8 protein-coding genes are annotated in these 14,841 nt (G+C 67.6%); all 8 read left to right on the forward strand.

The features are described 5' to 3' along the window. Positions 1-2 precede the first annotated feature (2 nt). Complete coding sequence (gene rplA, locus U9J66_RS19830) at positions 3-680, forward strand: 50S ribosomal protein L1 (protein ID WP_014910862.1); 678 nt, start codon at positions 3-5, stop codon at positions 678-680. A 403-nt stretch (positions 681-1,083) separates the two neighbouring features. Continuing rightward, positions 1,084-1,611, forward strand: coding sequence for a 50S ribosomal protein L10 (rplJ, locus tag U9J66_RS19835; RefSeq protein WP_014910739.1), 528 nt, complete (start codon positions 1,084-1,086; stop codon positions 1,609-1,611). A gap of 96 nt (positions 1,612-1,707) precedes the next feature. Then, positions 1,708-2,097, forward strand: coding sequence for a 50S ribosomal protein L7/L12 (gene rplL, locus U9J66_RS19840; protein WP_014912576.1), 390 nt, complete (start codon positions 1,708-1,710; stop codon positions 2,095-2,097). Between the two features lie 738 nt (positions 2,098-2,835). Then, positions 2,836-6,303: a DNA-directed RNA polymerase subunit beta gene (rpoB, locus tag U9J66_RS19845; RefSeq protein WP_017535903.1), complete on the forward strand. Its 3,468-nt coding sequence runs from the start codon at positions 2,836-2,838 to the stop codon at positions 6,301-6,303. A gap of 34 nt (positions 6,304-6,337) precedes the next feature. Continuing rightward, positions 6,338-10,216: a DNA-directed RNA polymerase subunit beta' gene (locus U9J66_RS19850; RefSeq protein WP_014908532.1), complete on the forward strand. Its 3,879-nt coding sequence runs from the start codon at positions 6,338-6,340 to the stop codon at positions 10,214-10,216. A 149-nt stretch (positions 10,217-10,365) separates the two neighbouring features. Then, positions 10,366-13,512 (forward strand): hypothetical protein, encoded by a 3,147-nt coding sequence (locus tag U9J66_RS19855; RefSeq protein WP_326338356.1) that lies wholly within the window; start codon positions 10,366-10,368, stop codon positions 13,510-13,512. A gap of 478 nt (positions 13,513-13,990) precedes the next feature. Further along, entirely contained in the window at positions 13,991-14,362 is a 372-nt protein-coding gene (rpsL, locus tag U9J66_RS19860) for a 30S ribosomal protein S12 (protein ID WP_014912437.1), read from the forward strand. 2 nt (positions 14,363-14,364) lie between these two features. Next, positions 14,365-14,835 carry a 30S ribosomal protein S7 gene (gene rpsG, locus U9J66_RS19865; protein WP_014911405.1) on the forward strand — a complete coding sequence of 157 codons (471 nt, stop codon included), beginning with the start codon at positions 14,365-14,367 and terminating at the stop codon, positions 14,833-14,835. Positions 14,836-14,841 lie beyond the last annotated feature (6 nt).

Genomic DNA, 14,841 nt, shown 5'->3' on the forward strand with positions numbered 1-14,841 from the left:
GCGTGAAGCGCAGCAAGAACCACCGCAAAGCCAACAACCTGGTGGACCGGGACCGGCTCTACAGCCCCGCCGAGGCTCTGAAGCTGGCCAAGGAGACCACCAGTGTCAAGTTCGACGCGACCGTCGAGGTCGCCCTGCGTCTGGGCGTCGACCCGCGCAAGGCCGACCAGATGGTCCGCGGCACCGTGAACCTGCCGAACGGCACCGGTAAGACCGCTCGGGTCCTGGTCTTCGCGACCGGTGAGCGTGCCGAGCAGGCTCGCGCGGCCGGCGCCGACATCGTGGGCGACGACGACCTGGTCACCCAGGTCCAGAACGGCTTCCTCGACTTCGACGCCGTCGTGGCCACCCCGGACCTGATGGGCAAGGTCGGTCGTCTGGGCCGCGTGCTCGGTCCGCGTGGCCTCATGCCCAACCCCAAGACGGGCACCGTCACCCCGGACGTGGCCAAGGCCGTGACCGACATCAAGGGCGGCAAGATCGAGTTCCGCGTGGACCGCCACGGGAACCTGCACTTCATCGTCGGCAAGGTCTCCTTCGACGAGAGCAAGCTGCTGGAGAACTACCAGGCCGCGATCGACGAGGTGAACCGCCTCAAGCCGTCCGCCGCCAAGGGTCGTTACATCAAGAAGGCCGTGGTCACCACCACGATGGGCCCGAGCATCCCGCTCGAGGCCTAAGTCCTCTTCCGGCCCTCGGGTCGTGTACGACGCCTGAGACGGCCCCCGTCCCTCCCCGGGACGGGGGCCGTCCGCGTTCCGGGGAGGGGCACGCTCCTCCCCGGTGAGTCCCGGATCACCCGGCGTTCTCCATCGTCGTGGACGAGCACCCCGGAACGTCCGTTAGTATTGGGTTCTGCCGAAGACCGCTGGTCGTCACCCGCTCGGGTGACCTAAGGACCCGTTCCAGGATGGGCGCCCGCGCAGGTGTCACCAGAGCTTTCCCGTTCCGACCCACGCTCACGCGCGGGTTCAGAGAACGTGGTCGTGCCCCGTGCGCCTCGCGCTCGGGGCTTTTTCTCGTGCTGACGCCGATCGTGGAAGTCCTTGGGAATCACCAGCGTTCACTGTTGGAAGGAGTCCCATGGCGAGGCCGGACAAGGCAGCCGCGGTCGCCGAACTCGCGGACGAGCTCCGTGAGTCGAACGGCGCCGTGCTGACCGAATACCGGGGGCTCACTGTCGCGCAGGTCACTGAACTGCGCCGCAGCCTCGGTCAGAACGCGCGTTTTCGCATCGTCAAGAACACGCTGACCAAGATCGCGGTCAAGGAGGCCGGCGTCGACGAGCAGATCACCGATCTGCTCGAGGGCCCGTCCGCCATCGCCTTCGTCCACGGGGACGTCGTCGAGGCCGCCAAGGGTCTGCGTGACTTCGCGAAGGCGAACTCGCCTCTGGTGATCAAGGGCGGGATCATCGACGGCAAGTCGATGTCCGCCGAGCAGGTCACCAAGCTGGCCGATCTGGAGTCCCGAGAGGTTCTCCTCTCGAAGCTGGCCGGTGCGCTCAAGGCCAAGCAGGGCCAGGCCGCCGCCGTCTTCCAGGCGCTGCCCTCCAAGACTGTGCGTCTCGCGCAGGCTCTGGCGGACAAGCGTTCCGAGGAAGCCGCTTAAACCTTTTGAACCACGGCGGGTGCCGACGGCGCCCGGCCACCGGCTCGCACGCTGTGCCGTTGGCGCGCGTGTCATCAGAGAAAGAGAGATCGCATCATGGCGAAGCTCAGCAACGAGGAACTGCTCGAGGCGTTCGAGGGCATGACCCTCCTTGAGCTGTCCGACTTCGTGAAGCTGTTCGAGGAGAAGTTCGACGTCACCGCCGCCGCCCCGGCCGCCGTGGCCGTCGCCGCTCCGGGTGCCGCCGGCGGCGACGCCGGTGCCGCCGAGGAGAAGGACGAGTTCGACGTCGTCCTCGAGTCCGCCGGTGACAAGAAGATCCAGGTCATCAAGGAGGTCCGCGGCCTCACGAGCCTGGGCCTGAAGGAAGCCAAGGACCTGGTCGACAACGCTCCGAAGGCTCTCCTCGAGGGCGTCAACAAGGAGGCCGCTGACAAGGCCAAGGCCGCCCTCGAGGGCGCCGGCGCCACCGTCACCCTCAAGTAGTCCTCCGCGGGCCTCAGAAGCCCGCTGGTCTGCCTGAAGCGGCCGTTCCTCCCAGGGAGGGGCGGCCGCTTTCGTGTGCGCGGACATCGGGTCGCATATCGGTCGGACCGCTTTCCGGGGCGGGGGAGTGGCCGGAACACGCCTTTCCAAGTCGTTCGCGACGCCGTGTCCGTTCCGGTTCGAGGCGTGTGATGTGCGAAGCTGGGTCGGTCCCGGAGCCTTGGGCCCGTGGTCGTGGGGCTCGCGTGTGCGAACTGTCCCCGGGACGCGATAATCTCCCGTCCCGGGAATCCTGACGGGCCCCGGTGGAGAGTGTTTACCCGCTTTGGGCGGGGGAACCCTTTCCGGTGTCCGTTGGCTCACACCCCCATGGGGCCAGGGGCGGGCGCGCTGTTTCACCCTGACGGTCCAGGGTCCTCCCCCGGGGTGTGCGTGACGACGTTCCACGTTGTCGGGCTTGACGGATCGCCCTCGACGGGTGATCCTTCGGGTGTCGTGAGAGACGTTGTGGACCGTGAGTGGACAGCGGTGTAGTGTTCGGCTACACTGCTCTTTTGCGCTGCCCTTTGGTGATCCCTGTGCCGGTGTACGGCTTCCGTCATTCCGTTCAATACTCCGGATCCGGAAGGCCCGTTCCCGCTCGATGTGACCGTCTCAACCGTGTTGCGGCGGTCCTTCTCGTGACGGATCGTCTGGCGTGCGCGCTTCAACCGCCACAAGCCTTCGGAAGGACCCCTGTTGGCAGCCTCGCGCAACGCCTCCGCTGACGCCCTTGGTCCGCACCGCGTTTCCTTCGCCCGTATCCAGGAACCCCTCGCGGTTCCCAACCTTCTGGCTTTGCAGACCGAGTCGTTCGACTGGCTGCTGGGCAACGACACGTGGAAGACGCGGGTGGAGACGGCCCGCAACGCCGGCCGCAAGGACGTTCCGGAGCAGTCCGGTCTCGAAGAGATCTTCGAGGAGATCAGTCCGATCGAGGACTTCTCGGGCACGATGTCGCTGTCTTTCCGCGACCATCGGTTCGAGCCGCCCAAGTACTCCGAAGAGGAGTGCAAGGACAAGGACATGACCTTCTCCGCCCCGATGTTCGTCACGGCGGAGTTCATCAACAACGACACCGGTGAGATCAAGAGCCAGACGGTGTTCATGGGCGACTTCCCGCTCATGACCGCCAAGGGCACCTTCATCATCAACGGCACCGAGCGTGTCGTCGTTTCCCAGCTGGTCCGCTCTCCGGGCGTGTACTTCGACAAGTCCGTGGACAAGACCTCGGACAAGGACCTGTTCGGCTGCAAGGTCATCCCGTCCCGCGGCGCCTGGCTGGAGTTCGAGGTCGACAAGCGCGACTTCGTCGGCGTCCGCATCGACCGCAAGCGCAAGCAGGGCGTCACCGTCCTGCTCAAGGCGCTGGGGTGGACCACCGACCAGATCCTGGAGCGTTTCGGCCAGTACGAGTCGATCCGCAACACCCTGGAGAAGGACCCCACCGCGGGTACCGACGACGCGCTGCTGGACATCTACCGCAAGCTGCGCCCGGGGGAGCCGCCCACGAAGGAGTCGGCCCAGGCGCTGCTGGAGAACCTGTACTTCAACCCCAAGCGCTACGACCTGGCCAAGGTCGGTCGGTACAAGATCAACAAGAAGTTGGGTCTGGACACCGACTACACCCAGGGCACCCTCACCGAAGAGGACATCGTCGCCACGATCGACTACCTCGTCCGCCTGCACGCGGGTGAGGTCGAGAAGGAGACCGTCTTCGGCCTCCGTCCGATCGAGACCGACGACATCGACCACTTCGGCAACCGCCGTCTGCGCACCGTCGGCGAGCTCATCCAGAACCAGGTCCGTCTGGGTCTGGCCCGCATGGAGCGCGTCGTCCGGGAGCGGATGACCACTCAGGACGTCGAGGCGATCACGCCGCAGACCCTGATCAACATCCGTCCCGTCGTCGCCTCCATCAAGGAGTTCTTCGGCACCTCGCAGCTGTCCCAGTTCATGGACCAGACCAACCCGCTCGCGGGTCTGACCCACAAGCGTCGCCTCTCGGCGCTGGGTCCGGGCGGTCTGTCCCGTGAGCGCGCGGGCTTCGAGGTCCGAGACGTCCACCCGTCCCACTACGGCCGCATGTGCCCGATCGAGACCCCTGAAGGTCCGAACATCGGTCTGATCGGTTCGCTCGCCGCCTACGGCCGGGTGAACTCCTTCGGTTTCGTGGAGACCCCCTACCGCAAGGTCATCGACGGTCGCATCAGCGAGCAGATCGACTACCTGACCGCGGACGAGGAGGACCTCTACGTCATCGCGCAGGCGAACACGCCGCTGAACGCCGACGGGAGCTTCGCCGAGTCGGGTGTGCTCGTGCGCCGTAAGGGCGGGGAGTTCGAGCAGGTCGACACCTCCGAGGTCGACTACATGGACGTGTCGCCGCGCCAGATGGTGTCGGTCGCCACCGCCATGATCCCCTTCCTGGAGCACGACGACGCCAACCGCGCGCTCATGGGTTCCAACATGCAGCGCCAGGCCGTGCCGCTGCTGCGCGCCGAGGCGCCCTTCGTCGGCACCGGCATGGAGTACCGCGCCGCCACCGACGCCGGTGAGGTCATCCTCGCCGAGAAGGCCGGTGTGGTCGAGGACGTCACCGCCGACTACGTCACCGTGATGGCCGACGACGGCACGCGCAAGACGTACCGGATGGGCAAGTTCCAGCGCTCCAACCAGGGCACCTGCTTCAACCAGCGCCCCATCGTCCACGAGGGCCAGCGGGTCGAGGTCAAGCAGGTCCTGGCCGACGGTCCGTCCACGGACCAGGGCGAGATGTCGCTGGGCAAGAACCTCCTCGTGGCGTACATGTCCTGGGAGGGTCACAACTACGAGGACGCGATCATCCTCTCCCAGCGTCTGGTGCAGGACGACGTCCTCTCCTCGATCCACATCGAGGAGCACGAGGTCGACGCCCGTGACACCAAGCTGGGCCCGGAGGAGATCACCCGCGAGATCCCCAACGTCAGCGAGGAGGTCCTGGCCGACCTCGACGACCGGGGCATCATCCGCATCGGCGCCGAGGTCGTCGACGGCGACATCCTCGTCGGCAAGGTCACGCCCAAGGGTGAGACCGAGCTGACCCCGGAGGAGCGTCTTCTGCGCGCCATCTTCGGTGAGAAGGCCCGCGAGGTCCGCGACACCTCTCTGAAGGTCCCGCACGGCGAGACCGGCAAGGTCATCGGCGTCCGCGTCTTCAGCCGCGAGGAGGGCGACGAGCTCGCCCCCGGCGTCAACGAGATGGTCCGGGTCTACGTCGCCCAGAAGCGCAAGATCACCGACGGTGACAAGCTCGCCGGTCGTCACGGCAACAAGGGCGTCATCGCCAAGATCCTGCCCCAGGAGGACATGCCCTTCCTGGAGGACGGCACCCCGGTCGACATCATCCTCAACCCGCTCGGTGTTCCCGGTCGTATGAACGTCGGCCAGGTACTCGAGGTCCACCTGGGCTGGCTGGCCAAGAACGGCTGGGTGGTCGAGGGGGCCGAGGAGGAGTGGCAGAAGTCGCTGCACGCGATCGGCGCGTCCGACGTCGAGCCGAACTCCCGTGTGGCCACGCCGGTCTTCGACGGCCTGCACGGCGACGAGCTGAGCGGCCTCATCAAGTCGGTCCGCCCGAACAAGGACGGCAACCGTCTCATCAACGACGACGGCAAGGCCCGCCTGTTCGACGGTCGTACCGGTGAGCCCTTCGCCGAGCCGATCTCCGTCGGTTACAAGTACATCCTGAAGCTCCACCACCTCGTGGACGACAAGATCCACGCCCGCTCCACCGGTCCGTACTCCATGATCACGCAGCAGCCGCTGGGTGGTAAGGCGCAGTTCGGTGGTCAGCGCTTCGGTGAGATGGAGGTCTGGGCGCTGGAGGCCTACGGTGCCGCCTACGCGCTCCAGGAGCTGCTCACCATCAAGTCCGACGACGTGGTGGGTCGCGTCAAGGTCTACGAGGCCATCGTCAAGGGCGAGAACATCCCCGAGCCGGGCATCCCTGAGTCCTTCAAGGTGCTCATCAAGGAGATGCAGTCGCTCTGTCTGAACGTGGAGGTGCTGTCCAGTGACGGTATGTCCATCGAGATGCGGGACAGCGACGAGGACGTCTTCCGCGCCGCGGAAGAACTGGGAATCGACCTGGGTCGGCGTGAGCCGAGCAGTGTCGAAGAGGTCTAACTTCCGCATTCTTCGAGAGCAGGGGACGAATTAAGTGCTCGACGTCAACTTCTTCGACGAGCTGCGTATCGGTCTCGCCACGGCCGACGACATCCGCCAGTGGTCGCACGGCGAGGTCAAGAAGCCCGAGACCATCAACTACCGAACCCTCAAGCCCGAGAAGGACGGACTCTTCTGCGAGAAGATCTTCGGCCCGACCCGGGACTGGGAGTGCTACTGCGGTAAGTACAAGCGTGTCCGCTTCAAGGGCATCATCTGTGAGCGCTGCGGCGTCGAGGTGACCCGTGCCAAGGTGCGCCGTGAGCGGATGGGCCACATCGAGCTGGCCGCTCCCGTCACGCACATCTGGTACTTCAAGGGTGTGCCCTCCCGCCTGGGCTACCTGCTGGACCTGGCGCCCAAGGACCTCGAGAAGATCATCTACTTCGCGGCCTACATGGTCACGTGGGTGGACACCGAGGCCCGCGAGCGCGACCTCCAGTCGCTCGAGGCCCGGATCTCGGTCGAGAAGCAGCACCTGGAGCAGCGCCGCGACTCCACCATCGAGGAGCGCCACCGCAAGCTCGAGGCCGACCTGGCCGAGCTCGAGGAGCAGGGCGCCAAGGGCGACGCGCGCCGTAAGGTGCGCGAGGGCGCGGAGCGCGAGATGCGTCAGCTCCGCGACCGTGCCCAGCGCGAGATCGACCGTCTCGACGAGGTCTGGAGCCGTTTCAAGAACCTCAAGGTCCAGGACCTCGAGGGCGACGAGATGCTCTACCGCGAGATGCGGGACCGCTTCGGGAAGTACTTCCGCGGTGGCATGGGCGCTCAGGCGATCCAGGACCGCCTCTCCAACTTCGAGCTGGAGGAGGAGGCCGAGAAGCTCCGCGAGACCATTCGCACCGGCAAGGGCCAGAAGAAGGCCCGCGCCCTGAAGCGTCTCAAGGTCGTCTCGGCGTTCCTCAACACCACCAACAGCCCCATGGGCATGGTGCTGGACTGCATCCCGGTCATCCCGCCGGACCTGCGTCCGATGGTGCAGCTGGACGGTGGCCGCTTCGCGACCTCCGACCTCAACGACCTGTACCGTCGCGTCATCAACCGGAACAACCGCCTCAAGCGGCTTCTGGACCTGGGCGCGCCCGAGATCATCGTCAACAACGAGAAGCGGATGCTCCAGGAGGCCGTCGACGCGCTGTTCGACAACGGCCGCCGCGGTCGCCCGGTCACCGGTCCCGGTAACCGTCCGCTCAAGTCGCTGTCCGACATGCTCAAGGGCAAGCAGGGACGTTTCCGTCAGAACCTGCTCGGTAAGCGAGTCGACTACTCCGGCCGTTCGGTCATCGTCGTCGGCCCGCAGCTGAAGCTGCACCAGTGCGGTCTGCCCAAGCAGATGGCCCTGGAGCTGTTCAAGCCGTTCGTGATGAAGCGTCTGGTCGACCTGAACCACGCGCAGAACATCAAGAGCGCCAAGCGCATGGTCGAGCGGTCCCGCCCGGTCGTGTGGGACGTCCTCGAAGAGGTCATCACCGAGCACCCGGTTCTGCTCAACCGCGCCCCGACGCTGCACCGCCTGGGCATCCAGGCCTTCGAGCCGCAGCTGGTCGAGGGCAAGGCCATCCAGATCCACCCGCTCGTGTGCACCGCGTTCAACGCGGACTTCGACGGTGACCAGATGGCCGTGCACCTGCCGCTGTCCGCCGAGGCCCAGGCCGAGGCGCGGCTGCTGATGCTGGCCACCAACAACATCCTCAAGCCGTCCGACGGTAAGCCCGTGACCATGCCCACCCAGGACATGATCATCGGTCTGTACTACCTGACGACGGAGCGGGCCGGCGCCGCGGGCGAGGGTCGCGCGTTCCGCTCCCCGGCCGAGGCCATCATGGCCTACGACCTGGGAGACCTGGACCTGCAGGCGAAGATCCGTCTGCGGATCTCCGACGGCGCTCCGGCCCCCAAGGACTGGACCCCGCCGGAGGGTTGGCAGCAGGGCGACACCTACGTCCTGGAGACGACCCTGGGTCGGTACCTCTTCAACGAGGCCACCCCGGTCGACTACCCGTACGTCAACTTCCAGGTGGGCAAGAAGCAGGTCTCGGTCCTGGTCAACGACCTGGCCGAGAACTACCCGAAGGTCCAGGTCGCCACGACCCTGGACGCCCTCAAGGACGCCGGTTACCGCTGGGCCACCAGGTCCGGTCTGACCATCGGCATAGAGGACGTCGTCGCGCCTCCGCAGAAGGAGGAGATCCTCGGCAACTACGAGCGCAAGGCCGACAAGATCCAGCGCGAGTACGACCGTGGTCTGATCACCGACGACGAGCGCCGTCAGGAGCTCACCGAGGTGTGGACCCAGGCCACCGCCGAGGTCGCCAAGAACATGGAGGAGAACTTCCCCTCCGACAACCCGGTGTGGATGATGGTCCAGTCCGGTGCCCGTGGTAACCCGATGCAGGTGCGTCAGATCGCCGGTATCCGCGGTCTGGTCTCCAACACCAAGGGTGAGACGATCCCGCGCCCGATCAAGTCCTCCTACCGTGAGGGCCTGTCCGTGCTGGAGTACTTCATCTCCACGCACGGTCAGCGCAAGGGTCTGGCCGACACCGCCCTGCGTACCGCCGACTCGGGTTACCTGACCCGTCGTCTGGTGGACGTCGCGCAGGACGTCATCGTCCGCGAGATCGACTGTGGCACCGACCGTTCCCTCTGGCACGAGATCGGTGAGAAGAACGCCGCCGGTGTCGTGGTGCGCAAGCACAACGTCGAGAACACCGGTTTCGGCCGGACGATCTCCGAGGACGCGGTGGACGCCGACGGCAACGTCGTCCTGCCCGCCCTGTCCGACACCTCCGAGCAGAACATCGACAAGCTGGTCGCCGCCGGGATCACCCGCGTGCGCATCCGTTCGTCGCTGACCTGTGAGGCGAAGATCGGTGTCTGCACCACCTGCTACGGTCGCTCCATGGCGACCGGTAAGCCGGTGGACGTCGGTGAGGCGATCGGTATCATCGCGGCCCAGTCCATCGGTGAGCCCGGTACCCAGCTGACCATGCGTACCTTCCACATGGGTGGTTCGGCCGGTCAGGACATCACCCACGGTCTGCCCCGTGTCCAGGAGCTCTTCGAGGCCCGCATCCCCAAGGGTGTGGCCCCGATCTCCGAGATGGAGGGCCGGATCCGGATCGACGACACCGAGAAGAGCCGCAAGATCGTCGTCATCCCGGACGACGGCACCGACGAGATCGCCTACCCGGTCCCGATGCGTGCCCAGCTCCTGGTGAGCGACGGCGACCACGTCAAGGTCGGTCAGCAGCTCATCCAGGGCGCGATCAACCCGCACGAGGTTCTTCGCATCCAGGGCCCGCGCGCGGTGCAGCAGCACCTCGTGTCGGAGGTCCAGGAGGTGTACAAGTCGCAGGGTGTGTCCATCCACGACAAGCACATCGAGATCATCGTTCGCCAGATGCTCAAGCGAGTGAACATCCTGGAGTCCGGTGACACCGAGCTGCTGCCCGGTGAGATGGTCGAGCGGCCCAAGTTCGAGCGGATCAACCGACGCGTGGTGTCCGAGGGCGGCCAGCCCGCCGCCGGACGTCCGGTCCTGCTGGGTATCACCAAGGCCTCGCTGGCCACGGAGTCCTGGCTGTCGGCGGCCTCCTTCCAGGAGACCACCAGGGTCCTCACCGAGAACGCGATCCACGGCAAGAGCGATCCTCTGCTCGGCCTCAAGGAGAACGTCATCATCGGTAAGCTCATCCCGGCCGGTACGGGTATTCCTCAGTACCGCAACGTTCGGGTCGAGCCGACCGAGGAGGCCAAGGCCTCGATGTACTCGGTCTCCGGGTACGAGGAGCCGAGTGAGTACACCTTCGGTCAGGGTTCGGGCGAGGCCGTGCCGCTGGAGGAGTACGACTTCGGGCCGTACAACCGGTAAGCACCAGCCTGAACGTTGGCTGAGCTGACGGCGGCGGTCGGTCACCCCCATGACCAGGGGGTGGCTCCGCCGCCGTTTTCTGTTGTCGGTCGACACACCGCTGTGTTGACGGGGAGATGGCGCCAAGGCGCCGGCGGGAGAGCAGGAAAGTGACTGATAACGGGGGCGGAGAGCCGGGGAACCGGTCGCCCGGAGGGGACGCGGACTCGTGGTTCAAGCCCAGTGAGAACCGTTTCCGCAAGCAGTCCGAATACCAGGATCCGATGGACGAGCAGGGCGCGCCCGAGGGCGACGCCCCGGCCGATGGTGCCGCGGTCTTTCCGGACAGCGGTGGTTACGCGGGGCTGAGCGCCTCACGTCCCGCTCTGGCCGACCCGTATCCGGACGCTCTGGGCGTTCCGCCGTCGTCGCACCGCGTCGACCCCTCGCCCGCGCCCTCGGAACCGACGGCGGCGCCGGGCGCCCTCTCCTACCCGGGGGCGGGCACGAGCGCCTACCAGCCCCTGACCCGGGTGCCGGGCGAACCCCGGCCGGCCTGGGAGGCACCCGGTGCGCCGGAGCGGCCGTCCGAACCGAGGACGCCCTCCTTCGGTGCCGGGGGAGGGGAGGAGCCCTGGGGTTCCACGGAGCCCGCGTGGTCGAACGACCCCGGAACCGGGGGCACCGCCCTCTCCGGCCCCGAGACCGCGCCGATCCCGACGGAGGCCCCCGCGTGGGGGGCTCCCGAGCCCTCGCACGACCTTCCGGGCTCCGACGCCCATGAGCCCTCCGCGTGGGGTTCGGTCCCCTCGTCGTTCGGTTCGGTCGAACCGGGGACCGAACGTCCCTTCGAACCGGAGCCCTCCGGCGCTCCGGAGGCATGGGAGCCGAGGGCGGAACAGCCCAGGGAGGCACCGTCGTGGGGTTCCTCGGACACCTCTCACGGCTCTCTCGCGGCCGATCCGGTGGAGCCCTCCGCCTGGGACGCTCCCTCCGGTGGGGCGGCCGAGCCGTCCGCCTGGGACGCCCCCGAGACCTCACAGGACCGTGTCGAGCCCTCGGCCTGGGGAGCGTCCGAGCCCGAACGGCTCACGGAACGCGACCCCTCCGAGGCCCCGTTCGAGACCTTCGGGGGCCAGACCCCGGACCGACCCGGGCCGCCCGAGGCCTCGTGGACACCGGGCACCGGTTCCGAGGCCCCCGCGTGGGGCGGCCCGGAGTCCTCGCGCGACCTTCCCGGTTCCGAGCCCGAGGAGCCCTCCGCCTGGGGGGCCACGGCCGCGTCGTTCGGTTCGGTCGAACCGTCGTACGAGCACGCACCCGAAGCGGAGTCCTCCGAGAACCCGTTCAGGGACCCGCCGGCGGCGACCCGTGATCCCCTCGCGGCCGATCCGGTGGAGCCCTCCGCCTGGGACGCGCCCTCCGGTGGGGCGGCCGAGCCGTCCGCCTGGGACGCCCCCGAAACCTCCAGGGACCTCGGTGAGGACCAGTGGGATCGTCGCCCCGAGGCGGGGACGTTCGACGAGCCCGCGTCGGAATGGGACACGGATCCGGCCGAACCTTCCTGGGAGCCGCGGACCCCCGCTTCCGAGGGGACCCCCGAACCCTTCCCGACCGGTGGTTACCCGGGCATCGCGGCCAGTGCCGAGGTCCCGCTGCCCCCGGAGGGGGTGGAGGACGTCGAACGCGTGCCCGCGCCGGACTCCTGGGCCTCCACGAGCACCGACGCGTGGTCCGACGCCCCCTCGGGGCACGAGGATCCGCTCGGCGACGTTCGGGAGGACCGGTCCCCGGCGACGGAGCACTCCTCGCCCATGAACACCGACGCCTGGAACGATCCCCGGGCCTGGGGGGACGACGCGGATCCGCTGTCGGACCCCCCGCGCGAGTGGCGGGACACCGATGAGCGTTCGGAGGAGGGACGTCCCTTCGCTTCGGACGACGAGGACCGTCCGGCGTGGGGAGAGGGCGACCCGCTCTCCGATCCCGGCGCCTCCCGCTGGGACGACCCGACCCCCTCCTACGGAGGGGACGGGTACGACGACGAGCTCTCTCCGAGGTCGTCGCGGCCCTCCCACGACCGCTACGAGGAGCGTGCGGACGACCCCCTCGGCGGGGGATCGTCCTACGACGATCGTTACGAGGACGAGCTCTCCGCGAAACCCGCGGCCCCGGGGACCTTCCCCGACGACGGGGGCCTGGGCGCGGGCAGCGGCAACACCTGGGCCTTCGACCGCGACGACCTGCGCCTGCCCGACGTGGTGCGGGACGCGGAACGACGCCGTCGGGAGGCGGCCCCGGAGGGGCCGACCTACCGTGAGTGGGGCGAGGACCCCCTGTCGGACGAGCGGAGCGCGGCCCCCGACACCGGGGAGCTCTCCGCGGCCGTCCCGACCTCGGACGATCCGCTGGCGGCCATCGCCGATATGCAGTCGCGGGCCAGGGAGAAGGAGCCCTGGGGCGAGGACGAGGACGGTTACGCGGACGAGTACCGCGGTCCCGCCGAGCCGGAGGCCTCCTGGAACCGAGGGGCGGCGGGCGCCACTCAGATGTTCACCGCGCCCTCCTTCGAGGACGGGCCGTCGGATCGAGCCCCCTACGGGCCGGGCGACGACTCTCCGTTCGCCGACGACCGCGGCTACCCGGACCGGTCCCATGCCGACCGCGGGTACGGGGATCTGGACGATTTCGGTCCGGACGAGGACGATCGGTTCTATGACGAGCGGGGCGGTTTCGACGACCGCGGCGGCCCCGCTCCGGTGTCCGCCGGCATCCCCTCGGATCTGGGCGGCGAGCCCTCCTACGATCAGGGCGGATCGGCCGAGGCCTGGAACGGACCGACGGATCGACCGGCCTCGGCCGAGGACGACCCGAACGTTCCGGTCGATGACGAGGGTCGGGACGATCCGGAGTACGACGACGGGTTCACCCCCGCCGACTACGGGATGTCCGAGAGGCCTCGGCCGGCCAAGCGCCGCCGGGACCGGATCGCCGAGGACTTCCCGGGCTTCGAGGACCGGCCCCTCGGCGGGGAACCGGGCGACGCCTACCCCGGCTACGACAGTGTCGACTTCCTCGCCGACACCGAGCCCGGGGCGAATCTGACCCTCTGGTTGGGTGTGGCCTCGCTCATCCCGGGCCTGGGCGTCATCACCGCGATCATCGCGTTGTTCGTCACCGGCCCCAAGGCCAAGAGGGCGATCCGCGAGTCGAGGGGAGAACTCGACGGTCTCGGTCTGATCACCACTGGAACCGTGTTCGCGGTGATCGGGATCCTGGTCACGGTGATCTCCGTCGCGATCTGGCTGATCCTGTAGTCATACGGCCGCTTCCATGGGCACAATGGGTGCTCTGGGAGCGGCCGTTCGCCTGCGACGGCCCTTCATTCACCTTCTGGGGAAAACCTGGGGCGAAACGAGTCGGGGAGCACGTAGACTGAGGGAGACCCACGGCTACGTGAGGACCGGTTCCGTTTGTTCTCGCCATGTCGCACACCGTTTTGACCGCCTGGTCTGGTAGCGGTAGCCTGTGTGATTGTGCCCGTGAGTCGACGGGTCACGCGTGTGTGTGCAGCGCCCCAGTCCTCTACAGGACGGACACAAGGCGCGCGACGCATGTGAACCCCCTCCTGTGAATCGGCCTGACGGCCGGGTGAGTGTTCTCCGTTCTTTCCGTGCGTGAGAACGAGGGCGACACGCCCGACCCCGGGGGTCGGGGAGGTTCGGGAAATTCAGCAGGTCAATAGCGATATCGGCTACGAGAACCGGCGTAGGTCACGAGGAAGACGGAGACGCGGTGCCCACCATCCAGCAGCTGGTCCGTAAGGGCCGACAGGACAAGGTCGCAAAGAACAAGACCCCGGCGCTGAAGGGGAGTCCGCAGCGTCGTGGTGTGTGCACTCGTGTCTACACCACCACGCCCAAGAAGCCGAACTCCGCTCTGCGTAAGGTCGCTCGCGTCAAGCTGAGCAGCGGCATCGAGGTCACGGCCTACATCCCCGGCATCGGCCACAACCTCCAGGAGCACAGCATCGTGCTGGTTCGTGGCGGTCGTGTGAAGGACCTGCCGGGTGTCCGCTACCGAATTGTCCGCGGTTCGCTCGACACCCAGGGCGTCCGGGGCCGCAAGCAGGCCCGTAGCCACTACGGCGCCAAGAAGGAGAAGTAAGCATGCCGCGCAAGGGCCCGGCGCCGAAGCGCCAGCTCATCACCGACCCGGTCTACGGCTCGCCGCTCGTCACCGCACTGATCAACAAGGTGCTGCTCGACGGTAAGCGTTCCATCGCTCAGAACGTCGTGTACGGCGCTCTCGAGGGTGCTCGCGAGAAGACCGGACAGGACCCGCTCGTCGTTCTCAAGCGAGCCCTGGACAACGTCAAGCCCGCGCTCGAGGTCCGCAGCCGCCGTGTCGGTGGCGCGACCTACCAGGTGCCGGTCGAGGTTCGCGCCTCCCGGTCCACCACGCTGGCCCTGCGCTGGCTCGTCTCCTACTCGCGTCAGCGTCGTGAGAAGACGATGACCGAGCGTCTGATGAACGAGCTGGTCGACGCCAGCAACGGTCTGGGCGCGGCCGTCAAGAAGCGTGAGGACACGCACAAGATGGCCGAGTCGAACAAGGCCTTCGCCCACTACCGCTGGTAACCCCGC

The organism is Nocardiopsis sp. LDBS1602 (assembly GCF_035818715.1).
In the GTDB taxonomy this organism is placed as follows: domain Bacteria; phylum Actinomycetota; class Actinomycetes; order Streptosporangiales; family Streptosporangiaceae; genus Nocardiopsis; species Nocardiopsis alba.